A 23,199-nucleotide genomic window follows, 5' to 3' on the forward strand; every position below is an offset into this window, starting at 1 on the left:
GCCTTTCATGACCGGCCCAGGCCGGTGAGGTCCAGTGACTCGGAGATGTAGTTCACCGGCAGGCCGGTGATGTCCTCGTCCGCCACCATCAGGTTCGGCAGCAGGAACAGCCAGTCGGCCGCGGCGTCCTTCGACAGCAGCCGGGCGGCCGCGCGCATGGCGGTGAGCTGCTCCTCCTGGGTGCCCTGGTCCGCCTTCTTCAGCAGCGCGCGGAATTCCGGGTTGTCGTAGCGGGTGTAGGAGGTCTTGTTCCCGAACACCGTCTGCATGTCGCGGGGCTCGACATGGCCGATGATGGACATGTCGTAGTCGGCGTTCTTGAACACCGTGGTCAGCCAGGCGGCGGGGAACTCCAGCTGGTCGAGCCTGACCTTGAACCCGGCCTGTTCCAGCTGGCTCTTGACCACGGTGCCGCACGCGGTGGCATAGGGCAGCGTCGGAATGCGCAGCCGGAGCGTCCGGTCCGCTTGGCCGGACTCCTCGAGGAGCTGCCTGGCCTTCTCGCGGTCGTACGGATACTGGTCGGTGAGGTCCTGGTACCACGGGTCGGTCGGGGGGACCATGCTGCCGATGAGTTTGCCGCGGCCTCCCCAGCAGGTGTCCATCAGGGCCTTGTGGTCGATGGCGTAGCGGACGGCCTGGCGCGCCTTCAGGTTCCGCAGCGGGCCGGAGCCGTTGTTGAGGGACAGGACCACTTCACCGTTGGTCGAGCCCTCGATGACCTTGTATTTCGGGTTGTTCTGGAACCGGTAGAGGGAATCCGGGGACTGCATCGTGCCGATCACGTTGATGGTGCCCGTGAGCAGCGCGTTGTTCATGGCCGTCGGGTCCTTGAAGTACTTGAGGGTCACCGACGCGAAGTGCGGTTCGCGCCCCCAGTAGCCACGGCGACGGGCCAGCGTGATCGAGTCGCCGCGGTTCCACTTCTTCACCACGTACGGGCCGGTGCCCACCGGCTCGGTGGCGAGCTTGTCCACGCCGGTCCGGCTGAACATCGCGCCCAGCCGGGTGGTCATCCGGTAGAGCCAGTCGTTGCTCGGCTGCTTCAGGGTGACCCGGAGCTCGTTGGGTGACACCGCCCGCACCGTGTCGACGACGTCCATCTGGCCCTTCTGCGCCACTGTCCACTTGGAGGGGACGCGCTCGATGGAGAACTTGGCGTCCTCGGCCGTGAACGGTGCGCCATTGCTGAACCTGGCGTTCTTCACCAGATGGAACGTGTAGGTCCTGCGGTCCTTGGACAGGCTCCACGACGTGGCCAGAGCGGGCCGTATCTTCCCGGACTGGTCCAGCTTCACCAGGTTCTCATAGACGTTGTAGAGCAGCGCCTGCGGAATGGCGGCCCCGTCGGTCTTGGTGAAGTCGAGGTTGGCCGGCTCGGCGGTCAGACCGATGTTCAGGCTGTTCTTCCCGGTGCCGCCGGTTGCCGTGGACCCGGCCGAGCAGGCTCCCAGCGGCAGGCATGCGAGCGTGGCCGCGACCGTTCCGGCGAGCCGCGTCAGCCGCCTTTTGTGTCTCATATGGTCTACCCCTGGCTTTCCATGGTGTGCAGAACGGCGGATGCCACGTCCGCCGTGGTGGCGTTGCCGCCGAGGTCGGCCGTGTGGTGCCTGGTATCGCGCAAGGTGGCCGCCACCGCGTCGCGGACACGGCGGGCCGCGCCGGTGCGTCCGAGGTCGTCGAGCAGCAGCGCACCGGAGAGCATGCACGCCACCGGATTCGCCAGGCCCTTCCCGGCGATGTCGGGTGCGGAGCCGTGGACGGGTTCGTAGATGCCCGGCACATCGGCGCCGGGCAGGATGTTGGCGCTGGGCGCCATGCCCATACCGCCGGCGAGCACCGCGGCGAGATCGGACAGGATGTCGCCGAACAGATTGCCGGCGAGCAGCACGTCGAGGGAGCGCGGCGCCTGGATCATCCGGGCGGCCATGGCGTCGACCAGCACGGTTTCCAGTTGGACCTCCGGGTACTGCTCGCCGACCTCGCGCACCACCCGGTCCCACAGCGGATAGCCGTATCGCATCGCGTTGGACTTGGTCACCAGGCACAGCCGCCCCGACCGCCGGCCGGCCAGGGCGAAGGCATGGTGTGCCGCCCGCTCGATGACGCGGCGGGAGTGCACCGCGACCTCGATGCCGAGATCGTGTCCGCTGCCGGCGTGCGCCACCCCGCCGGCGCCGACGTACTCGCCCTCGGTGTTCTCGCGGACGATGACCAGGTCCACGCCGTCGGTGTCGCGCACCTTGGTGGGCACGCCGGGGAACGCGCGCACCGGGCGGATGTTCACGGCGAGGTCGAGTTGCTGCCGCAGGCCGATGATCAGGCCCCAGACCAGTTCGTGATCCGGCACATCGGGGCGTCCGACGGCGCCGAACAACACGGCGTCCGTCTTTTTGACGAGGTCGGCCGCGTCGGCCGGCATCGCCGCGCCCTGCCGGAGGAACCGCTCGCCTCCCCAGTCGAACGAGGTCACGTCGAGCCGGTGGCCGTCGGCCTCCAGCGCCGCCCGTAGCACGGGCACGGTCGCCGAGACGACTTCGGGGCCGATTCCGTCGCCCGGTATGACGGCGAGCCGCACGACGTCGGGGTCCCGCGTCATAGACGCCACCTTTCGTTCTGACTGGCCTGACCAGTAAGCTGACTTGCCAGGTACCGTGACGACTGAGGCTGTACTTGTCAAGGGTTCGAATGCCCCGGGTATCGCGACGGGGCACCGCCCAGCGGTAGCTGGGGAGAAGGAGAGTGCGAGTGCTCACCGAACAGGGCCTGGCCACCATGCCGGCCGTCGAGATGGTGGCCGGATTCGCTGACCGCACGTTGTCACCCGTCCAGGTCCACGACGCCGTCCAGGCGGTGATCGAGGCGCGCGAGAGCGTGCTCAACGCGTTCTGGGTGCGCGATCCGGACGAGTCCCGCAAGGCAGCCCTGGCCAGCGAGGCGCGCTGGGCGGCGGGGGAACCGCTCGGGCCCATCGACGGCGTGCCCGTGACGCTGAAGGAGAACGTCGCCCGCAGGGGCGTCCCCATGCCCTCGGGCAACGCGGGGACCGAGCCGGTCGTCCCCGAGGCGGACGCGCCCATCACCGCGCGGGTCCTCGAATCCGGTGGGGTGGTCCTCGGGTCGACCGTGATGCCGGACTGGGGCATGCTCTCCTCGGGAGTCTCCAGCCTGCACGGCATTTCGCGCAGCCCCTGGAACGCCGCCTGGACCACGGGCGGTTCCAGCTCAGGTGCGGGGGCCGCGGCCGCCGGCGGATACGGTCCGCTCCACGTCGGCACCGACATCGGGGGATCGATCCGGCTGCCCGGCACCTGGCTGGGCCTCGCCACGCTCAAGCCCAGCTACGGGAGGATCCCGCTGGACGCCCCGTACCTGGGGCGCGCCGCCGGCCCCATGGCGCGCACCGTGGCGGACGCGGCGCTGTTCATGCGTGTCCTGAGCCAACCTGACCCCCGGGACTGGTCAAGTCTGCCGCCGCAGGACATCGACTGGTCGGCGCCGGCCGGCGAGGTGCGCGGACTGCGGGTGGGGGTGCATCTGGACGCCGGCTGCGGGGAGCCGTGCGACACCGAGATCCTCGACGCGGTGAACCGCGCCGCCGCGCTCTTCGAGGCGGCGGGGGCCGTCGTGGAGCCGGTGGACCCGTTCATGAGCCAAGATCTCCTCGACGACCTGGATCTGTTCTGGCGGGTGCGGTCCTGGAACGACTTCCGCGAGCTGGCGGCCGAGGCCAAGCTGCGCGTCCTCCCCCACATCATCCGATGGTGCCAGGGGGGCGCGGATGTGCCGGGCACGCGGGTGCTCCAGTGCTACCAGCAGATCATGCGCATCCAGGAGCGGACCGTGGCGGCGACGCTCCCGTACGATCTGGTGCTCTCGCCGGTGGCCCCGGTGGCGGCGTTCCCCGCCGAGCAGCCGATGCCGTTCCTGGAGGACGCGAAGACCATGGCCCACATCGGCTTCACCGCGCCGTACAACATGTCGGGCCAGCCCGCGGCGACCGTCAACTGCGGTCTGACGGCGGACGGTCGGCCCATCGGGGTGCAGATCGCGGGCCGCCGTTTCGACGATCTCGGTGTTCTGCGGGCGGCGGCGTGGTACGAACGGAACCGGCCTGCCGAGGCGGTCCCCAACTGGCCGGACAGCACCCCCGGGGTGACCACCGGGAAGACGACCGGGAAGACGACCGGGGGAAATTCGACAACGCTCGAAGGGAAGAAGCCGTGAGTGACGGGGCGCAGTTCCAGCAGGTCTCGCCGGTACGGCTCTACCAGCGCATCGTCGAGCAGATCGAGCAGGCGATCACGCGCGGCGACCTCAAGCCCGGCCAGCGCCTGCCGAGCGAACGAGAGTTGGTGACGCAGTTCGGGGCGAGCCGCCCCACCGTGCGGGAGGCCCTGCGCGTACTGGAGAGCAACGGGCTCATCCGCTCGCGCCCGGGTGACCCGAACGGCCCGGAGATCCTGCCGTTCTCCCCGGCCGGCCTGACCAAGGAGATGACCCGGCTCGTCCAGTTCGACAATGTGTCGATGGCGGAGTTGATCTCGTTCCGCATGATCCTCGACGGCTCGGCGAGCATGCTGGCGGCCCGGCTGCGGTCCGAGGAGGAGCTGTCCGCCATGGAGCGGACGATCGCCGTCATGTCGGACGCGATCGAGGCGGGGTACGACGAGTTCAGCAAGGCGGACGTCGCGTTCCACGAGGCGGTGGCCGTGGCCGGCCGCAACTCCCTCATCGAGGTCTGCAACCAGGTGGTCAGGGGCGCTGTCCTCTCGCTGATCTCGGACAAGGTCGCCCACGCGCACAACAGCAAGGCGCTCATGCGGGAATCGCTCCGGCACCACCAGGATGTGCTGGAGGCGATCCGGGCACGGGACGGCGCGGCGGCGGCGCGCATCTCGCGGCGCAAACTCTACGACTACTACGCCGGCTACGTCCCCGAGAGCGAGCGGGGGCCGCTGCTCGCTCTCGTGGACGACGAGGGGTCCTGAATCTCCACCGTGGTCAGACGTTGCGCCGGTACTGGCCGCCGACCTCGAAGAACGCCTCGGTGATCTGCTGGAGCGAGCAGACCCTGGCGGCGTCCATGAGGACGGCGAAGACGTTGTGGCCGCTCACCGCCGCGTCCTTGAGGGCGGCCAGGGCGGTGTGGGCCTGCTCGCGGTGGCGGGCCTGGAAGTCCCCCACGCGCTCCAGCTGGGACTCCTTCTCCTTCTCGGTGGCGCGCGCCAGCTCGAGGGCGCCGGGCTCGGCGGTGTCCGCGTGCGGGTTGCGGAACGTGTTGACTCCGACGATCGGCAGGGTGCCGTCGTGTTTGCGCTGCTCGTACAGCATCGACTCGTCCTGGATACGGCCGCGCTGATAGCCGGTCTCCATGGCGCCGAGCACACCGCCGCGCTCGCTGATCCGCTCGAACTCGGCGAGCACCGCTTCCTCGACCAGGTCGGTGAGTTCATCGATGATGAACGAGCCCTGCAGGGGGTTCTCGTTCATCGCCAGGCCCCATTCCCGGTTGATGATCAGCTGGATGGCCAGGGCCCGGCGGACCGAGTCCTCGGTGGGGGTGGTCACCGCCTCGTCGTAGGCGTTGGTGTGCAGGCTGTTGCAGTTGTCGTAGATGGCGATGAGCGCCTGCAGGGTGGTGCGGATGTCGTTGAAGTCCATTTCCTGGGCGTGCAGGGAGCGGCCCGAGGTCTGGACGTGGTACTTCAGCTTCTGGCTGCGCTCGTTCGCCCCGTAGCGCTCCCGCAGGGCCACCGCCCAGATGCGGCGGGCGACCCGGCCGAGCACGGAGTATTCGGGGTCCATGCCGTTGGAGAAGAAGAAGGACAGGTTCGGGGCGAAGTCGTCGATGTGCATACCGCGTGCCAGGTAGGCCTCGACGTAGGTGAAACCGTTGGCCAGGGTGAAGGCCAGCTGACTGATGGGGTTCGCCCCGGCTTCGGCGATGTGGTAGCCGGAGATGGACACCGAGTAGAAGTTGCGGACCTTGTGCGCGATGAACCACTCCTGGATGTCGGCCATCATCCGAAGCGAGAACTCGGTGGAGAACAGGCAGGTGTTCTGGCCCTGGTCCTCCTTGAGGATGTCGGCCTGCACCGTGCCGCGCACGCTCGCCAACGCGTGTGCGCGCAGATCGGCGGCTTCCTCGGGTGACGGATCGCGGCCCTCGGCGGCGCGGAACGCTTCGACCTGCTGGTCGATCGCGGTGTTCAGGAAGAACGCCAGGATGGTCGGCGCGGGTCCGTTGATCGTCATGGAGACCGAGGTGGTCGGCGCGACCAGGTCGAAGCCGTCGTAGAGGGCCTTCATGTCCTCCAGCGTGGCCACCGACACTCCGGACGTGCCGACCTTCCCGTAGATGTCGGGGCGTGCGTCGGGGTCACGGCCGTAGAGGGTGACCGAGTCGAAGGCGGTGGACAGCCGGGTGGCCGGCTGGCCCTCGGAGAGCAGCTTGAAGCGCCGGTTGGTACGGAACGGATCGCCCTCGCCCGCGAACATCCGCGCCGGGTCCTCCCCGTCGCGTTTGAACGGGAACACCCCGGCCGTGAAGGGAAAGTAGCCCGGCAGGTTCTCCCGGCGCCAGAACCGCACCAGCTCCCCGTGGTCGGTGAACCGGGGCAGGGCGACGCGGGGGACCTTGTTGCCGGACAGCGACTCGCGGGTCAGCTTGGTGCGGATCTCCCTGTCGCGGACCTTCACGACCTGCTCGTCACCGGAGTAGGCGGCCACGACGGCGGGCCAGTTCTCGATCTGCTCCGTGACGTCGGGCGGGAGTTGTCTGCGGGCGCCGTCGAGCAGCGACTGGACGCCCCCGGCGTCGGAGCCGGCCTCGATGAGCTCGCCCCTGACCGCGTCGAGGCGCTGCACCCTGCGGGCCGCCTCGGTCAGCCGCTCGGTCTCCGCGTGGTACCGGCGGATCGTCTCGGTGATCTCGGCGAGGTAGCGCACCCGGTCCGCGGGCACCACCTGCCGGATGCCCGAGGAGTGGCGCACGTCGACCGGCGGCAGCGCGCCCTCGGACAGGGGCAGTCCCCGCTCGCCCAGGGCGGTCCTCAGGTACTGGTAGAGCGCGGTGACACCGTCGTCGTTGAACGTGGCCGCCGAGGTGCCGAACACCGGCATGTCCTCGGGCCGCATGCCGAACGCCTCGCGGTTGCGGACCAGTTGGCGGCCCACGTCACGCAGTGCGTCCTTGCCGCCGCGCCGCTCGAACTTGTTGATCGCCACCACGTCGGCGAAGTCGAGCATGTCGATCTTCTCCAGCTGTGAGGCGGCGCCGAACTCCGGCGTCATCACGTACAGCGAGGTGTCGACGAACGGCACGATCGCCGCGTCCCCCTGGCCGATGCCCGGCGTCTCCACGACCACCAGGTCGAACCCGGCGGCCTTGACCACGTCGATGACGTCGGACAGGTGCTCCGGCAGCTCGCGGCTGCCGCGCGTGGCCAGGCTCCGGAAGAAGACCCGGTGCCCGTCCAGGGAGTTCATCCGGATCCGGTCGCCGAGCAGCGCACCGCCGCCACGGCGGCGGGTCGGGTCGACCGCGATCACCGCGATACGAACCTTGTCATGCTGGTCGACACGGAACCGGCGCACCAGCTCGTCGGTGAGCGAAGACTTCCCCGAGCCGCCGGTGCCGGTGATGCCGAGCACCGGCGTGACCCGGGCCGCCGCGGCGGCACGCACCTGCTCCAGCAGGTCCGGGGGCAGCTTGCCGAGCTCGGCACCGGTGATGGCGCGGGCGATCGCGAACCGGTCGCCGGCGAGTACGGCGGCGGCGTCGGCCGGCTTGCCGTCCCAGAGGTCGAAATCGCAGTCCCGCACCACCGAGTTGACCATCCCGGCGAGGCCCAGCCGCTGGCCGTCCTCGGGGGAGAAGATGGTCACCCCGCACTCGCGCAGCCGGGCGATCTCCTCGGGCACGATGACGCCGCCTCCGCCGCCCACCACCCGGACGTGCTCCGCTCCCCGCTCGCGCAGCGACGCGGCCAGGTACTCGAAGTACTCCACGTGTCCGCCCTGGTAGGAGGAGACCGCGACGCCGTGTGCGTCCTCCTCGAGCGCCGCGTCCACGACCTCGCGCACGGACCGGTTGTGTCCGAGGTGGATCACCTCGGCGCCCTGGGACTGGAAGATCCGCCGCATGATGTTGATCGACGCATCGTGCCCATCGAACAGCGCCGAAGCCGTAACCAGGCGGACAGGGTGCACGGGACGGTGGAGATCGCTCATGAGGGCCTTCCCAGACAGGTCAGGATCGCTGACCAAAGAGATACTAGGACGTCCTAGTAAATTACTGAAGGTGAGGACGGTGTGAAGCGAAGCACAGCGGGCGAACCCCCGCTCACAGCGCGGCGAGAAGCCGCTTCAGCATCTCGTGCGCCGGCAGCAGCGACGGGCCGTACCAGGTGATCAGCCGGCCGCTGACCAGGCGGGTCGGTGTGCGGTGGAAGGCCTCGGGGCCGTCGCTCCCGGTGAACACATACGGCTCGTCCGGCAGCAGGACGACGTCCACGTCCGGTCGGTCGATCTCCTCCAGGGCCATGTGCGGATAGCGGTCCGGATGCCCGGCAAACACGTTGGCGATACCGGCCCGGCGCAGGAGGTCGCCGGTGAAGGTGGACCTCCCCACCACCATCCAGGGGTTCCGCCAGACCGGGACCGCCGCCGTGACCGTGACCTCGGGAAGGGGGCCCGACCAGAGCTCCCGTGCCGCGTCGAGCCAGTCGGGGACCGGAGCTCGAAGGGCCTCGGTGAACAGCCGCTCCAGCGAGTCCAGGGCCTGTGGGACGGTCTCGATGACGGTCACCCACACCGGCACTCCGGCAGCGCGCAGCCGGGTGACGTCGAGTTCGCGGTTCTCCTCCTTGTTCGCGATCACGAGATCCGGCCGCAGCCGGAGGATCGCCTCCCGGTCGGGGTTCTTGGTGCCTCGCACCCGTACCACGTCCAGATCACCGGGATGGGTGCACCACTGGGTCGCCCCCACCAGGGCGCCCGGACGACCGGCGGCGACCGCCTCCGTGAGCGACGGCACGAGGGACACCACCCGGCGTGGCGGACGGGCCAGGCGCACGGCGGTGCCCATGTCGTCGTACAGCGGTGACATGACCGCTCCTCTCGCTTTCTCTCGCCTTCCCCACGATTTGCAGGCTTTTCCAAAAAAACGTACCCCCCGGCTTTCTGCTACCGAATGTTCCCAAAAGGGAAACGGAGTTGAACCACAATAGATTGACTGTTGTAATCTCTGCTTTCTCGTCCGTTCATCATGTCACCGAGAGGAATACGCGTGGGTTTATCCCCCGGAGTCAGGCCCTCTTCCGTCCGCGCCGCGGGGAAGGCACGCGCCGTCCTCTACACCGTCCACAACCAGGTTTCGCTGCGAACCCTGCGCCGGGTGCACCGGCTGCTGGCGGGCGACGGCCGGCTGTCCTTCGCCGCGACGCTCGCGCCGGACCGCTTCGGGCGGGGCTGCGAGGCGGAGGTGGGACGCTGGGGCCTGCCCCTGGTGCCGTTCGAGGCCGCGACCGCCGAGCCGTGGGACCTGGCGGTCTTCGGCAACCACGGCGGAGCCCACCTGTTCACCCGGGCCGGGGCCCGGGTGTTCGTCCCGCACGGGGTGGGCGCGGGCAAACAGGCGCTGGGCCAGGACTTCACCTACGGCCCGGACTTCGTCCTGCGCTCGGGAGAGCCGATCTACACGGCCATGTTCGAGGCGAGCGAGGAGGGGCGGGAGCGGGCCGAGGACATCACCCCTCGGCTCGCCGGGCGAATACGGGTCGTCGGTGACCTGGAGACCGACGAGTTCCTCACCGTCCTCGCGCGCCGCGCCACCGCCCGCGCCCTGCTGGGCGTCGGCCCCGAGGACCTTCTCGTTCTGCTCTCGGCCACCTGGGGCGATGCCGGAATGCTCGCGTGGCACGGCCCCGCCCTGCTCAAGAGCGCCCGTCGGCTGCCCGGGCATGTCCGGGTCGTCCTCAAACCACACCCCCACAACTGGGACCAGCGCGGACGCCCCCGTTCCCACCTCGCCCGCGCCCTCGCCGCCGCCCCTGAGACGGTCTGCCTCGTCCCGCCGTGGCAGTCCTGGATGGGCGCGTACGCCGCCGCCGACCTCGCGGTGTACGACTTCGGCTCGCTCGCCCTGCGCTTCGCCCTGCGGCCCAGGCCGATGGTCGCCGTGCCTGCCGAACCGGGTGCCGTCACCCCCGGGTCCCCGGTGGACGCGCTGCGCGCCATGACGCCCGAACTGGCCGAGCCCTCGCTGCCGCAGGCGCTCGAACTCGCCCTGGAGACGGGGGCGCCGCCCGGGCTCGCCGACCTCGCGCCCCGGTTCGTCAGCCACCCCGGTCAGGCCGCGGCCCGTACCCGCGGCGCGCTGTACGAGTTGCTGGACCTGGCCGTACCGGGCCCGCGGGAGAAAGAAGGCGAGGAGGGGGCTGCGAAGGAGCGGGAGTTGGAGGCGAGCGGATGAGGGCCGTCGTCGCCGGCATCGCCAACCAGCAGACCCGGCTGCCGGTCGAGGGCTTCCCCCACCCCTACAGCCCCGCGCGGCATCTGCCCGGCGGGATCGAGGACGCGGTCGGCGGGGTGGGCTTCAACGTCGCCGCGGCCCTCGCGCGGTTGGGCGCCGCCGTCGAGCTGATCGCGCCGCTGGCCGACGACGCCCCGGGGCGGGCGGTGCTGGCCGCGGCGCGCCGCCTGGGCGTCGGCACCGGCCTGTGCACCCGGTCCCTTGAGCGCACCCCGCGGTCCGTCATCCTCGTGGACGCCGCCGGGCGTCGCCAGGTCAACACCGACCTCGGCGGGGCCCTGGCCGTCTCCTTCGACCCGGCCGCGTTCCGCGCCACCGCCGCCGGGGCGGACACATGCGTCCTGGGCAACCTCGGCTTCTCCCGCCCGCTGCTGCCCGCCGCCCGGGGTCTCGGCGTGCCGGTGGTGGTGGACCTGCAGGACGTACGCGGCCCTGACAACCCCTACGACCAGGACTTCCTCGCCGCCGACACCCTCGTCATGAGCCACGAGCGCCTTGCGGGCCAGGACCTGTCCGGCTTCCTGCGCGCGCTGCGCTCGCGCTCCCGCGCCTCGCTGCTCGTCCTCACCCTCGGCGCCGACGGCAGCCTCGCCCTCACGCCCGACGACGCCGACTGCTGGCCCACCCCGGCCGTGGACGTCGGACCGGTTCCCGACACCACCGGGGCGGGCGACGCCTTCACCGCCGCCCTCGCCCACGCGCTCCACGGCCTGCGCCTGCCCGCCCGGGAAGCCGTCCGCGCCGCCACCGCCCACGCGGCCTGCCACCTCTCCCCCGGCGAGCCGCAGCGATGACGGGGCTGCGCGTCCTGGTGGCGGCCCAGGCGGTGTCGCTGGCCGGCTCGGGGATCAACGCGGCAGCGGTGGCCTACCTGGTGACGGTCCGTTCCGGCGTCCCCGCCCTCGGCCTGGTGCAGGGAATCCCGCTCGCCGCCACCGTCGTGTGCGCCCCCTGGATCGGCGTCCTGGTGGACCGCCACGACGCCCGCCGCGGCCTGGTCGTCTCCTCGACGGTGCTGGCGGTCCTCACCGCCCTGATGCTCCACTACGGAGCCTGGTGGTACGCCCTGATCCTGGCCGTCCGCACCCCGTGGGAGGTCGCCCTCTCCGGGGCCCTGACCCGCCTCCTGCCGGCCGCCGCCGCCCGCGCCGCCGTGCCCGTGGCCAAGGCCAGTGGGACGATGTCGCTCACCGGCCGGCTGGCCACCGCCGCCGGGGTCGCCGCCGGCCCCTTCCTCGCCGAGACGCTGGGGCCGGCCGTCTTCGTGGCCGACGCGGTCACCTTCGCCGTCACCGCCGTCGCCTTCCAGGCCCTGCGCCTGCCGGCCCCGGCCACCGCCACGCGCACCGGAGCCGGCGTGGCCCGCCAGTTCCACGAGGGCCTGCGCTATCTGCACGGGCGGCCGGCGGCCCTCTACACGGCCGTGCTGTACACCGTGGCGGGCATCGCGTGGGGGGCCAAGGACACCCTCTACGTCGCCTATGTCGACGAACGCCTGGGCCTGCCGGCGCACGTGTGGGCCGGCCCGTACGGGGCCGCGGCCCTCGTCGGGGAGACCGCCGCCGCGGCCCTCATCGCCTCCGGCCGCCTGGGCCGGCCCGAGCGCATCCCCGCCGTGACCACAGGCGCGGTGCTGCTGCTGGGCGGCTCCCTGCTGACGGCCGCCGCGACGACCTCGCCGCCGGTGGCCTTCGCCGCCAAGGTGCTGGAGGGAGCGGCGACGAACGTGGTCGGGGTGCTGGCCGTGACCTTCGTGTCCCTGCTGGCGGCCGAGCAGATGCGCGGCCGGATGAAGACCCTGCTGACCACGGCCAACCGCGTCTTTCTTGGCGGGGCGAAGGGTGCTCTGCCTCCCCTGGCCGGCGGGCTGGGCGTCCACAGCGCCTACGCCGCGGCGGGAGCGGCGGTCCTGGCCGGTGCCGCACTGGCCGCCCTCCTCCTGCGCCGCCGCCCCGCCCACGAGGGACGACGGAGTCGCCGGCCCCGTCACTCCGCGCCGTAGTACAGCCGCAGGAACTCCTCCATCGCCGCGTCGACGCCGGCGCGGTCACCGGTGGCGAGCAGGTCGAGCAGCAGCCCGCGGACGGTGGCGAGTCCCAGCCTGGCGCGGCTTTGGGCCATGGCGGGGTCCGTCCCCGCGCCGACCTCGGCGGCCACAAGCGGCTCCAGCCAGTCCGTCACGAGCCCTTCGAGGACCGGAGCGGCCTCGGGACGGCCCCGCAGCGCGTGCCCGCAGACTTCGAAGAAGAGCCGCTCCTGACCGGCCAGCCGAGGATCCGTCAGCCGCTGCCACAGCAGCCGCGCGACGTCGGCGGGCGAGAGGCCGGGCTCCTGGTAGAGCCGGGACAGCAGCTCGCGCTGGCGCCGCTCCGACGCCCGGACGATCTCGATGAACAGCTGTTCCTTGGAGCCGAAGTAGTGGATCAGCATGCGGTGGCTGACGCCGATCGCGGCGCCCAGGCGGCGCAGACTCAGGTCCGCGATGCCGTGCGCCGCGACGTGGTCGACGGCCGCGTCGACCAGTTGGGTGCGCCGGTCCGCGTCCGTGCCCTGCCCGGCGCCGCCCTCGGGATGCGAGTCGTCCGTGTTCACCACAGCGCGAGTGTACCAATTGGTACATGGCCCCTGTACCGTGTGGTACATGAAGTCCGTCACCGTGTCGATCGACGTACCGCAGACGCCCGAGCAGGTCTACGACTTCCTCGACGTCATGGCTCACCACGAGCGATTCACCGACCACTACCTCACCAACTGGCGCTACAGCGGCCCCGACCGCGGCATCGGATCGTGCGCCACGGTCACCGCGGCGCTCGGCGGCACGAAGACCGACGTCACCATCGAGGTCGTCGAGGCCGACGCGCCGCGGCGCATCGTCGAGCGCAACGTCAGCGCGGCCGGTCGCCGCCTGGCCCACGGCACCTACACCATCGAACCGCTGCCGGCCGACGGCAGCCGCATCTCGTTCACGTACGCGTGGGTGCGCGCCCCTCTCGCCGACCGGCTGCTGTCCCCTGTCGTACGGCCCACGATGCGGCGCGCCAACCGCACGGTCATGCGACGCCTGGCCACCGAGTTGGCCCGCCATGTGTCCACCGCCGGCTCCTGACGGCCGCGCGGCGGACACAGCCTCCGGCCGCGCCCCGTCCGGCGACCAGGCACGGCCCGCCCTGCTGATGAGAGGCGGTGCCCCTCCTCATCCGTCGGCCACGGCCACGCGCAGAGGCGCCCGGAACGACAGCAGGCCGAGCATCGGCGTGCCCTCCGTGCCCGCCGCGAGCCGCGCCTTCGGCAGGCCACGAGCCGCCGCCCGCAGGGCCACCGCCGCTTCCGTTCGCGCCAGGGACGCGCCAGGGCAGCGGTGGCGACCGGCGCCGAAGGCCAGGTGGTGGCGGATGTTGGCGCGCTGCGGACACATCCGCTCCGGGTCCTCGAAGACCTCCGGATCGGAGCCGCTGCCCATGAGCATCAAAAGCAGCTTTGCCCCCGCAGGCAGGTCCACCCCGCCGAGTCGCGCCGGTCGCGCCACGACCCTCCGCCACGTGGTCACCGGCGGCTCGCGCCGCAGCACCTCCTCCACCCAGGCCCAGGCCGCCTCCGGCTCCTGTGCCACCCGCGGCCACAGCCCGGACTCGGTGAGCGCCCGGCGCAGCACGGTGGCGATGAGCTGCCCGGTGGTCGACTGCCCGGCGATGAAGACGAAGAAGCAGGCGCCGACCGCCGTCCGGGGGTCCAACGGCGCCCCGTCGGGCAGACGGTGGCGGGCGAGCGCTCCGACGAAGGAGTCGGCGGCGGCCTCGCCGGCGCGCACGGTCGCGGTCAGCCATTGGTGGAACTCGCCGACCCGTTGGGCCAGTTCCAGCTGTCGGTCCAGGGCGGGCCTGCCCCAGAACAGCTCCAGTGAGGCGTCGCTCCAGCGGATCAGCGTGGCCGGGTCGACGTCCTGGATGCCCAGCAGCTCCATCAGCACCCGGCAGGGAAGGACCTGGGCGAAGGAGGTGAACAGGTCGTACGCACCGTCGGCGTCGAGCCGCGCCCGCGCCGCGTCGAGCAGCTCCCCGGCAACACGCTCGATCACCGGTACGGCGGCCTCGACGCGCCGGGCGTTGAAGAACCGGGTGATGACCCGGCGCAGACCGGGGTGGCTCTCGGTTCCGTTGTTGGCGAGTGCGGGCGGGAGCTGGAAACCGGCCCGGGCGAGCACCCGCAGCACGGCCACGGGCAGCGGGGTGACCGCGTGCTGGGCGTTGTCCGGACGGAAGGTGTCGGGGTCGAGCAGAACCCGGCGGATGTCCCGGTGGCGGCTGATCAGCCACAGGCCGGTGCCCGCGTCGTGGTGCACGGGCGCCTGGGAGCGCAGCGCGTCCAACCACGGGTGAGGGTCGCGGACGAAGCCGTCCCCGAACAGGTCGAGAACGCCCAGCGGGTCGCCGGCGCCGGGCGGTACGGGCCCCGCCGCCGCGCCGTGGGCATCGGGCCCGGCGCCGCGGACCCCCGTACCGGGTGCGGAGGTGTCCAGGGCCGGGGTGATCACGGACGGACGGTAACACGTCACCGCGCGTCGGCCGCCGCCATGTGCGCGGCATCACTCGAGCACGCGGCGGCGGCCTCGTCGGCGCCGATCTCGCAGGCGGCGAACCTCGTCAGCGGCGTCCCCGGGCGGCCGGGAAGCCTCCCCCACCCGCCTGTCGACCGCCCCGCGCGTGTCAGAGTGCCGGTCATGGCCCAGCACCCCGTCCAGCCGACCACACCCGCGCCCGATGCCACAGCGCCCGCCGCGAGCCGGATCGATCCACCCGGCCCCGCCCCGGCGGCGGTCTTCGACTGGATCGACCGGCGCACCGAGTTGCGCCGCCGCGCCGGCCTGACCCGTCGGCCGCGCCCGCGGGCGGCCGACGAGCCGGTGCTGGATCTGGCGAGCAACGACTACCTGGGCCTGGTCCGCCACCCGCGCGTGGTGCGGGCTGCCACGGAGGCGGTGGCGCGCTGGGGCGGCGGCGCCACCGGCTCACGCCTGGTCACGGGCACCACGCAGCTGCACCTGGAGCTCGAGGAGGAACTGGCGGCCTTCTGCGGCTCGGAGGCCGCGTTGGTCTTCTCCTCCGGATACGCGGCCAACCTGGCCGCCCTCCAGGCTCTGACGGGGCCGGGCACGCTCATCGTCTTCGACGCCCACAACCACGCCTCCCTGGTCGACGGCTGCCGGCTCTCCCGGGCGAAGGTCGCGCAGGTGCCGCACGGTGAGCCGGGCGCGGTGCGCACCGCGCTCACCGGGCACGGCGGGGGCCGTGCCCTGGTGGTGACGGACTCGGTCTTCTCGGTGGACGGCGATGCCGCGCCGCTGACGGAGTTGGCCCGGGCATGCCGTGCGCACGGCGCCGCGCTGCTGGTGGACGACGCGCATGGCCTCGGCGTGGTCGGCGACGGGGGCAGCGGCGCCCTGTCGGCCGCCGGTCTGGCCGGTTCACCGGACGTGGTGGCCACCGTGACGCTGTCGAAGTCGCTGGGGTCGCAGGGCGGGGCGGTGCTGGGCCCCCGCAGGGTCATCCGGCATCTCACGGAGACGGCCCGCACCTTCATCTTCGACACCGGGCTCGCCCCGGCGAGCGTGGGCGCGGCCCTGGGCGCGCTGCGGCTCTTGCGCGAGGAGCCGGAACGCGCCGCGCGGGCCCGGGAGGTGGCCCGGCGGCTTTGGTCGGGCCTGACGGCCGCCGGGCTGGAAGCCGGCGTGCCGGACGCCGCTGTGGTGTCCGTCCGCGCGCCCTCGCCGGAAGCCGCCGTGAGATGGGCGCAGGCGTGCCGGGAGGCAGGCGTGGCCGTGGGCTGCTTCCGGCCCCCGTCCACGCCCGACCGCCACTCCCGGCTGCGGCTCACCGCACGCGGCGACCTCACCGACAGCCAGATCGAGCAGGCGGTGACGGTGATCGCCCGGTGGGCCCCGCGCGATGGCACGGACAACTGACTCACCGCGCCAACGGTGTAGGAAGATAAACGCACTTTCGGCAGCAGAAGGGCGACACGTACGCACACCGGACGATCAAGCTGAACCTCCAACGGACTTGGAGCGGCTGAAGGAGCGTCTCCGGCAGGCGCGCGGCAAGCGTCGAATTCACGCGAGCCGACCGTGCCTGCCAGTGCGGAGGTGACCTCGCGCACCCTCTCACCGGGGGATCTTCGAGCGACGGCGCCGGTGACGTCGGATAAGATCCACGCAAATCACGATCATGAACGAGAGACGAATAATGACGTCGATGGATGACATCCTGAAGGAGATCGCTGACCTTCGGCAGGTCATGGTGAACCATTTCAGGCAGGTTGAGGCCCTGACGAATCTCTACAGCATGGTCCCCGTCAAGCACGCCATGCCACAGCCCACGAACTGGACGGCCTCGCCCGACTTCCTGCTGCTCCTGGTCTCACATATCCAGGTGCGACGTCCCGTCTCCATCCTGGACATAGGGAGCGGCGCTTCGACGGTCTGGATGGCAAACGCGCTTCGCCATTTCGAGATCCCCGGGAACATCGTCTCGATTGATCACGACAAAAGCTACGGCGATGCGACAGTCGCCACATTGCGGCAGCAAGGGCTGGACACTTATGCGCGGGTGCGTATCGCCCCACTGGTGGAGGTGGATATCAAAGGCGAGCGGTGGCACTGGTACGACCCGGCACAGATGGAAGATGTCGAAGACTGCGACATGGTGGTGGTCGACGGGCCTCCGGGATTCCTGCATCCACTTTCCAGGTACCCGGCGCTCCCGATGCTTGAATCCAAGGTGAGCGGCGAAGCGCGGATATTCGTGGACGATGCGAGCCGTCCCGATGAGCGGGAGATGGTCGAGCGCTGGTGCCGCGAGTATCCGGACTGGTCCTCCGAGTTCATCGACCATCAAAAGGGGACCGCTGTTCTGACGCGGTGAACCCTCCGGCGAGGACCGGACGGTGTGGGCCGGGTCAGATCACGCGGAAGAGGTCGGCGGCGGCGTGGACGTCGGTGAGGTCCTCGATGGAGCGGAGGTTGTCGCACAGGGCCTCCAGGACCGAGCCGGCTTCGGCGGCGCGCGGGGCGCCGATGGCCACGCCGAAGACCCGGAAGCCCAACAGCCGCTTGGCGTCGTTCCAGCCGCGCATCCATTCCTCGGTGACGCCGCATTCGTCGTCGGTGATCATCACAATGTCGCCGCGTGTGCGGGCGGCGTCGTTGAACTCCTCTTCCAGGAGTCACCGGCCGCGCTCAGCGGCGCCTGGTAGCTGGTTCCACCGCCGAGGAAGGTCTCCGCGAAGTCGAGGATCCGGTCGATACCGGCGGGCCGGCCGGCCGGGAAGCGGAAGACCTGGATCTTGTCGGCGGCGGAGAACAGGATGCCGACGAAGTCACGCCCCGCGTCGCGGGCCTGATCCAGCAGCGCCAGGGCGCACGCCTTGGCCCACGCCTCCCGGCTCACTCCGCCGGGCCCCGCCGCGTACATGGAGTGCGAGGTGTCCACACACGCGATGACGGCACCCCGGCCGGTGGTCTGCTCTCCCTGGCTGTCGTAGAGCATCAGCTCCCCGGCGGCGTAGCGCACGGCGAACACCGCACGCAGCTCGGGCAGGCCGAGGCCCGCCAGTTCGGAAGGGATGACGCGGGAGAGGTCGTTGCCGAGTGTGACGCCGACCAGTTCCCCGGTGGCGTTCTCCACCTTGCGGGCGCGCTCACCACCGGCCATCTGCCGGAAGCGACCGATCAGCTCGGCCCACTGTGCGAGACGGCCGGTGCGCAGTCGCTCGGCGAGCCGGGCGCGCCGGTCGAACGGCATCCGCTCCAGCTCGCCGGGGCCAACGCCCCATGCCCGCATCAGCGCGGCCTCCTGCCGCACGGCCTCGGCCGCCTTCGCGGCCGCGTTCCGCGCGGCGGCACGGACGCCGGGGGCCGCCGCCGCGAGGGACCGCGCGGCCTGCTGGGCCGAGGCCGCGGCGGACGCGGCGGCCGCCGCGGTTTCGGCGGCCTGCTGGGCCCTCTTCGCCCGCTCGGCCTGCTCCTGGGCCTGACGGGAGTGTTCCAGCATCCGGCGCAGCGCGGCGGCCTGGGCGAGTACGGCCATGGCGGCGGCGTACGGGTCGCCGGCCGTCTCCCGGTGCAGCCCGGCGAACTCCGGTGACTCCATCAGTGCGGTGATGACCTGGTGGTTGACCAGCCGGGAGGGGTCCATCTGCGCGCGGTCGCGCAACCGGGGGCGGACCTTGTAGGCAGCCAGGAACGCGTCGGTCAGGAGGTCGGTGGTGCCGGCGTGGCGCTCGTGGAGTTCCTCGGCCAGTTCGCGCAGGGCGGCTGACTGCTCGTAGGTGTCGCGCCATGCGATCCGGTCGAACCGGTCCGCGACCACGGCTGCGGTGTGCCGCACGGGAGCGGGGGCGGGCAGGCCCGGCCGCTGCCCGGACCTGCTCACCGGCTCGTCGAACCTGCCCGGTGTCCTGTCCATCTCGGTGTCCTGTCCGTGGCCCTGTGCCGCCGGTGGTCACAGCTGGGCCTGCACCATGCTCGCGTCCACGCCGAGGGCCTCGGTGAGAACGCGGGCGCGGACGGCGCGCTGGCGGCCGGTGACCCGGTCGATGGCGGCGGTGGAGCGACCGGCGCTCGCCGCCTCCTCGCGCAGCTTCTCCAGCCGCTTCCCCGCCATGGCGAGCTTGTTGTGGGCCTTCTTGATGACCCACTCGCTCAGCGCCTCGCGGGACTGCCCGGCCATGGCGTCGAGCTGGGCCTCCAGTTCCTCGATGGCGTCGGCCAGGTCAAGCGCCTCCTTGGCGTCGGGGTTGACCAGTTGCAGCACCTCGCGCTCGACGGCCGGGCGTTCGGCGGGAGAGTCCCACAGCACATGAGTCAGCACCGACAGGTCGGTCTCGGCGACCGCCGGGCGGCCGTCGAGGTACGCGGACGCCTGGAGCAGGCCCACCGCCTGCCGCCAGCGGCGGTCGGAGGCGAGGAGTTCCCTGCGGCGCAGGGCGGCCCGCAGCGTGCACACCGCGTCCACGATCGCGTCGGGGACGTCCACGGCCGGGACGGCTTCGGTCACGGCGTGCCGCAGCGCGGCCAGCTCGACCGTGGTCCGGGTCGGTGCCGCCGGGCGGCTGACGGCGGAGCGGACCAGCGCGGCGAAGTTCGAGGGGTCTTCCAGGTACCCGACCTCGATCCGCACCAGCAGCCGGTCGTAGATCGCGGCCGCGTCCTCCTCGCCGGGCAGTTCGTTGCTCGCCGTGATGGCCCCGATCAGGGGGCAGCGGATCGGCTCGCCACCGCTCTCGGGGTGGTAGATCCGCTCGTTGAGGTAGCCCAGCGTCTCGTTCAGCGCCGCCGTGGAGCACTTGAAGATCTCGTCGATGAACGCGATGTGCGCGGTCGTGGCGCGGCCGTCGTAGACCTGGCGGTACTCGCCCCGGGCCAGCGCGGCGACGTCGATGGGGCCGAACATCCTCGTCGGCGCGGTGAACTTCGACAGCAGGATCTCCCAGTAGGCCGCCCCCTCGATGCGGCCCGTGAGTTCCCGGGCCATCTCGGACTTCGCCGTTCCGGGCGGGCCGAGCACCAACGAGTGCTGCCCGGCCAGCAGCGTCACGACCAGCATCCGCACCACCTCGGCCCGCTCGTAGAAACGGTCCGACAGTTCGTCGCTGATCGCCCGCAGCCTCTTGGCCGTGTCCCGCGCATGCTGCGTGTCCTGCGCGTCCTGTGCGCCCACCATTGATCCTTTGACAGAGCAGGATGACAAGCGGGCAGTCCGAACTGCTCGGACTCCCCCACCCGTATCCTCCGCCATCACATCTGGCGCCGCACCAGTTCGTGCAACTTTCCGCCCGGGATGCGCATCAACTCGGCCGGGGCGCCCTGCTCCACGATCCGGCCGCCCTCCATGACCAGGACGCGGTCGGCGTCCATGACGGTGGACAGCCGGTGCGCGATCACCAGCCGGCTGGCGTTGAGGCGGCGGGTGCTGTCGATGACGATGCGCTGGGTCTCGTTGTCCAGGGCGCTGGTGGCCTCGTCGAAGAAGAGGATGCGCGGGCGGCGGATCAGGGCCTGGGCGATCATCAACCGCTGCCGCTGGCCACCGGAGATGGCGCCGCTGCCGGAGATCATGGTCTGGAGTCCCATGGGCATCTGGGCGATGTCCTCGGCCAAGCCCGCCAGTTCGGCGGCCGCCATGGCCTCCTCGGGGGTGTACGGCTCGGCGCCGCGGATGCAGTCGAGCACCGTTCCGCCCAGGGGCTGGGCGTTCTGCAGGACCACCCCGCACTGGCGGCGCACCGCTGTCTGGTCGAGGGCGGCGAGGTCCTGACCGTCGTAGAGCACACTGCCGGACACCGGCCGTTCGAAGCCGATGAGCAGCCGGAGCAGCGTCGACTTTCCGCAGCCGCTGGGGCCGACGACGGCCACGAACTCGCCCGGCCGGATCTCCAGTGAGACGTCGTCGAGCACCAGCGGCCCGTCGTCGCCGTAGCGGAAGGTGAGGTTCCTGGCCTTGAGGTCACCGGAGAGCGCTCCCGGCGGGGCGCTGCCGCCACGGACCTCGGGCGGCTCGTCCAGGATCGGCTTGACCTGCTCGAACATCGGCAGCACTGCGACCACCGAGACCAGGGCGTTGGTGAGCTGGGTGAGCGAGGTGAGCAGCATGGTCACGGAGGTGTTGAACGTCAGGAACGCCCCCGCCGACATGCTCCCCCGCGCCGGACCGGCCAGCAGCATGAACACGATGAGCGAGACCAGCGGAAGGTAGACCGCGTCCAGCACCTGGGTGAGGTTCTTGATGCGCCCGGTGCGCTGATGCAGGTCGCGGGAGTGGGCGAAGCCGCGGGCCCACGCCGCGTACGCGAAGTTCTCGGCCGCGGCGACCCGCAGCTTGGGCAGGCCGCGCAGCATCTGGAACGCCTGGTTGTTGAGCTTGTTCTCGCTCTCCACCAGCCGCCGCTGCCAGCGCACCTGCCACAGCCCCATCCCCAGGAACACCCCGGAGACCACCAGCAGCATGGCGACCACCGCGAGCGCCAGGGAGGCGCTGTAGTACAGCAGCAGGGCGAGGTTCACCGCGCCCACGGTGCCGGCCTGGAGGACCGTCGGCGCGATCCCGGACAGCACCCGGCGCATGGCGCTGATGCCCAGCGCCGCGCTTGCCAGCTCTCCGGTGGAACGCCGGGCGAAGAAGGTGGTGGGCAGCCGCAGCAGCCGGTCCCACACGGCGGGCTGGAGGTTGCTCTCCAGCCGCCCCTCCAGCCGCAGCAGGGTGAGGTTCTGCAGCAGCATGAAGGCGGCCGCGACGATGCCGGCGACGATCAGCCCCAGGGAGATCTGGACGATCGGGCTCTTCTCGGCGCGGGGCACGAATCCGCCGAGCACCTGTCCGGTGGCCAGGGGTACCAGCGCGCCGAGCGCCACCGTCACCAGCCCGCTGATCAGCAGGTTGCGGACGTCCCCGGCGGCGCCCCGGGCGCTGAAGCGCATCAGCCGCCACATCGTCATGGGCCGGTCGGGCAGCGGACGGTAGAACATCACGGCCCGCGGTTCGAACTCCTCCGCGTTGCTCCTGCCGACGCGGATCCGCAGGCCGGAGACGGGGTTGACCGCCTCGTACCCGCCGCGCCGCCACAGCAGCGCCACCGGGGCCCCGGACTTGGCGCGGTAGCCCACCAGCGGTCCGGTGTCCTCCCGCCACCAGCGGCCCTCAAGACGGACGGCGCGGGTGCGGATCCGGGCGTGTGCGGCGATGCGCTCCACCGGGTCCGTACGGTCGTCGGCGGCGCGGCCCCGCGGCGGTTCGGGCAGGGTGATCCCGGCGGCCTCCGCCACCTCGCGGCACACCGCGTGGACGGCGTCGTCGGTGCCCTCCTCCGGCGGCCGCCGGTCGCGCCGCGGCCCTCCGATGGAGGCGATCAGCGCCTGGTCGGCGCGGGAGCGCATGGCCTCACCGGCTCGGATGCCGGCCGCCGTGCGGTCCGCGTGGGCCCGCTCCATGGTCTCGATCCAGCGGTCCACGGCGGTGCCGAGCCGGTACTGCTGGTTGACCATCCGCTGCCACAGCGCGCCGTCGATCAGCAGATCGCCGGCGGCCTGGGCGCTGTACTCGGCGCCGTACCGCACACTGCCGGGCGGGACCGGCAGCCAGAGCAGGTCCTCGTCGGCCGCCTCCGCGTCGGGCGCGGCCCCGCCGTCCAGCAGGGCCTGGAAGAGGACGCCGAGGCTGCGGCTCAGCCCGAGCGCCACGGCGTGTTCCAGCGGGGTGGGCGGGGTGTCCTGGAATCCGCCGCCGCCGTGGGTGCCGTACGGATCGCCGGCGTGGCCCGTGCCGTACGCGTCGTACCCCTCCGGCCGGTACAGCTCGCGCAGCGGGACGCGGCGCACCAGGCAGTCCTGCGAGGGGCGGCCCAGCAGGGTGTGGAGCGGCCCGTCGACCGGGCCGGGGAGCGCCGCGCCGGTCTCCAGGCGGCCGAGGAAGTGCCACTGTCCCTCTTCGGCGGCGTCGACCGCGAACAGGTCCAGGGCACCGCCGGTCACCAGCCAGAGCACCTGTGGGCCCTCCAGCGGAAGCCTGCGCAGTCCGGTGCAGTCGACGGGCGTGCCGAGGGCGCCGAGCGCCTGGATCACCGCGTCGCCGCCGTCCGCGGCCACCGGTGCGGCCGGATGAACGGACGCCATG

17 protein-coding genes and 1 pseudogene are annotated in these 23,199 nt (G+C 71.7%); 8 read left to right on the forward strand and 10 right to left on the reverse strand.

The window, feature by feature from the left end:
- Positions 1-5: 5 nt before the first annotated feature.
- The gene (locus ACFZDL_RS04185) at positions 6-1,520 is read right to left on the reverse strand and encodes an ABC transporter substrate-binding protein (protein ID WP_353591279.1); all 1,515 of its coding nucleotides are present in this window, start codon (positions 1,518-1,520) and stop codon (positions 6-8) included.
- 5 nt (positions 1,521-1,525) lie between these two features.
- Positions 1,526-2,599, reverse strand: coding sequence for an isocitrate/isopropylmalate dehydrogenase family protein (locus tag ACFZDL_RS04190; protein WP_353591280.1), 1,074 nt, complete (start codon positions 2,597-2,599; stop codon positions 1,526-1,528).
- 149 nt (positions 2,600-2,748) lie between these two features.
- On the opposite strand from ACFZDL_RS04190, the gene ACFZDL_RS04195 reads away from it, so the two are divergent.
- Both ACFZDL_RS04195 and ACFZDL_RS04200 read left to right on the forward strand, forming a co-directional pair.
- On the forward strand, positions 2,749-4,227 hold the full coding sequence (locus ACFZDL_RS04195; RefSeq protein ID WP_353591281.1) for an amidase: 1,479 nt from the start codon (positions 2,749-2,751) through the stop codon (positions 4,225-4,227).
- Positions 4,224-4,991 (forward strand): FadR/GntR family transcriptional regulator, encoded by a 768-nt coding sequence (locus tag ACFZDL_RS04200; protein ID WP_353591282.1) that lies wholly within the window; start codon positions 4,224-4,226, stop codon positions 4,989-4,991. The genes ACFZDL_RS04195 and ACFZDL_RS04200 overlap by 4 nt, the downstream gene beginning before the upstream one ends.
- A 13-nt stretch (positions 4,992-5,004) precedes the next feature.
- Here the strand turns inward: ACFZDL_RS04200 and icmF are convergent, their stop codons facing one another.
- A complete protein-coding gene (icmF, locus tag ACFZDL_RS04205; RefSeq protein WP_353591283.1) occupies positions 5,005-8,235 on the reverse strand; it encodes a fused isobutyryl-CoA mutase/GTPase IcmF in 3,231 nt (1,076 codons plus the stop codon).
- A 112-nt stretch (positions 8,236-8,347) separates the two neighbouring features.
- Positions 8,348-9,112: a helical backbone metal receptor gene (locus ACFZDL_RS04210; protein ID WP_353591284.1), complete on the reverse strand. Its 765-nt coding sequence runs from the start codon at positions 9,110-9,112 to the stop codon at positions 8,348-8,350.
- A gap of 180 nt (positions 9,113-9,292) precedes the next feature.
- Here ACFZDL_RS04210 and ACFZDL_RS04215 point away from each other — a divergent pair, with 180 nt between their 5' ends.
- From ACFZDL_RS04215 to ACFZDL_RS04225, 3 genes are read left to right on the forward strand one after another with little or no spacing between them, the layout of a single operon-like run.
- Positions 9,293-10,477 (forward strand): hypothetical protein, encoded by a 1,185-nt coding sequence (locus ACFZDL_RS04215; RefSeq protein ID WP_353591285.1) that lies wholly within the window; start codon positions 9,293-9,295, stop codon positions 10,475-10,477.
- Entirely contained in the window at positions 10,474-11,331 is an 858-nt protein-coding gene (locus ACFZDL_RS04220) for a carbohydrate kinase family protein (RefSeq protein ID WP_353591286.1), read from the forward strand. Before ACFZDL_RS04215 ends, ACFZDL_RS04220 begins: the two co-directional genes overlap by 4 nt.
- The gene (locus ACFZDL_RS04225) at positions 11,328-12,539 is read left to right on the forward strand and encodes an MFS transporter (RefSeq protein WP_353591287.1); all 1,212 of its coding nucleotides are present in this window, start codon (positions 11,328-11,330) and stop codon (positions 12,537-12,539) included. The genes ACFZDL_RS04220 and ACFZDL_RS04225 overlap by 4 nt, the downstream gene beginning before the upstream one ends.
- Here the strand turns inward: ACFZDL_RS04225 and ACFZDL_RS04230 are convergent.
- Entirely contained in the window at positions 12,524-13,132 is a 609-nt protein-coding gene (locus tag ACFZDL_RS04230; RefSeq protein ID WP_353591288.1) for a TetR/AcrR family transcriptional regulator, read from the reverse strand. The genes ACFZDL_RS04225 and ACFZDL_RS04230 overlap by 16 nt on opposite strands.
- Before the next feature lie 46 nt (positions 13,133-13,178).
- Here ACFZDL_RS04230 and ACFZDL_RS04235 point away from each other — a divergent pair, with 46 nt between their 5' ends.
- On the forward strand, positions 13,179-13,643 hold the full coding sequence (locus ACFZDL_RS04235) for an SRPBCC family protein (RefSeq protein WP_353591289.1): 465 nt from the start codon (positions 13,179-13,181) through the stop codon (positions 13,641-13,643).
- An 87-nt stretch (positions 13,644-13,730) separates the two neighbouring features.
- Here the strand turns inward: ACFZDL_RS04235 and ACFZDL_RS04240 are convergent, their stop codons facing one another.
- Together ACFZDL_RS04240 and ACFZDL_RS04245 are read right to left on the reverse strand one after the other, a co-directional pair.
- Positions 13,731-15,068 (reverse strand): cytochrome P450, encoded by a 1,338-nt coding sequence (locus tag ACFZDL_RS04240; protein WP_353591290.1) that lies wholly within the window; start codon positions 15,066-15,068, stop codon positions 13,731-13,733.
- Positions 15,069-15,085: 17 nt separating this feature from the next.
- On the reverse strand, positions 15,086-15,256 hold the full coding sequence (locus ACFZDL_RS04245; RefSeq protein WP_353591291.1) for a hypothetical protein: 171 nt from the start codon (positions 15,254-15,256) through the stop codon (positions 15,086-15,088).
- On the opposite strand from ACFZDL_RS04245, the gene ACFZDL_RS04250 reads away from it, so the two are divergent.
- A complete protein-coding gene (locus ACFZDL_RS04250; RefSeq protein ID WP_353591292.1) occupies positions 15,255-16,496 on the forward strand; it encodes an 8-amino-7-oxononanoate synthase in 1,242 nt (413 codons plus the stop codon). The two genes, ACFZDL_RS04245 and ACFZDL_RS04250, sit on opposite strands and share 2 nt — an antisense overlap.
- A 289-nt stretch (positions 16,497-16,785) precedes the next feature.
- On the forward strand, positions 16,786-17,454 hold the full coding sequence (locus ACFZDL_RS04255; protein ID WP_353591293.1) for a class I SAM-dependent methyltransferase: 669 nt from the start codon (positions 16,786-16,788) through the stop codon (positions 17,452-17,454).
- A gap of 34 nt (positions 17,455-17,488) precedes the next feature.
- Here ACFZDL_RS04255 and ACFZDL_RS04260 read toward each other — a convergent pair.
- The 3 genes and pseudogenes from ACFZDL_RS04260 to ACFZDL_RS04270 all read right to left on the reverse strand — a co-directional run bounded on the left by ACFZDL_RS04260 (position 17,489) and on the right by ACFZDL_RS04270 (position 23,198).
- Positions 17,489-18,996: pseudogene (locus ACFZDL_RS04260) on the reverse strand (VWA domain-containing protein).
- Between the two features lie 36 nt (positions 18,997-19,032).
- Entirely contained in the window at positions 19,033-20,250 is a 1,218-nt protein-coding gene (locus ACFZDL_RS04265) for an AAA family ATPase (RefSeq protein WP_391190346.1), read from the reverse strand.
- A 77-nt stretch (positions 20,251-20,327) separates the two neighbouring features.
- Positions 20,328-23,198: an NHLP bacteriocin export ABC transporter permease/ATPase subunit gene (locus ACFZDL_RS04270; RefSeq protein WP_353591295.1), complete on the reverse strand. Its 2,871-nt coding sequence runs from the start codon at positions 23,196-23,198 to the stop codon at positions 20,328-20,330.
- Between the last annotated feature and the right edge of the window lies 1 nt (position 23,199).

This window comes from Streptomyces sp. NPDC007917 (genome assembly GCF_042959105.1).
In the GTDB taxonomy this organism is placed as follows: Bacteria; Actinomycetota; Actinomycetes; order Streptomycetales; family Streptomycetaceae; genus Streptomyces.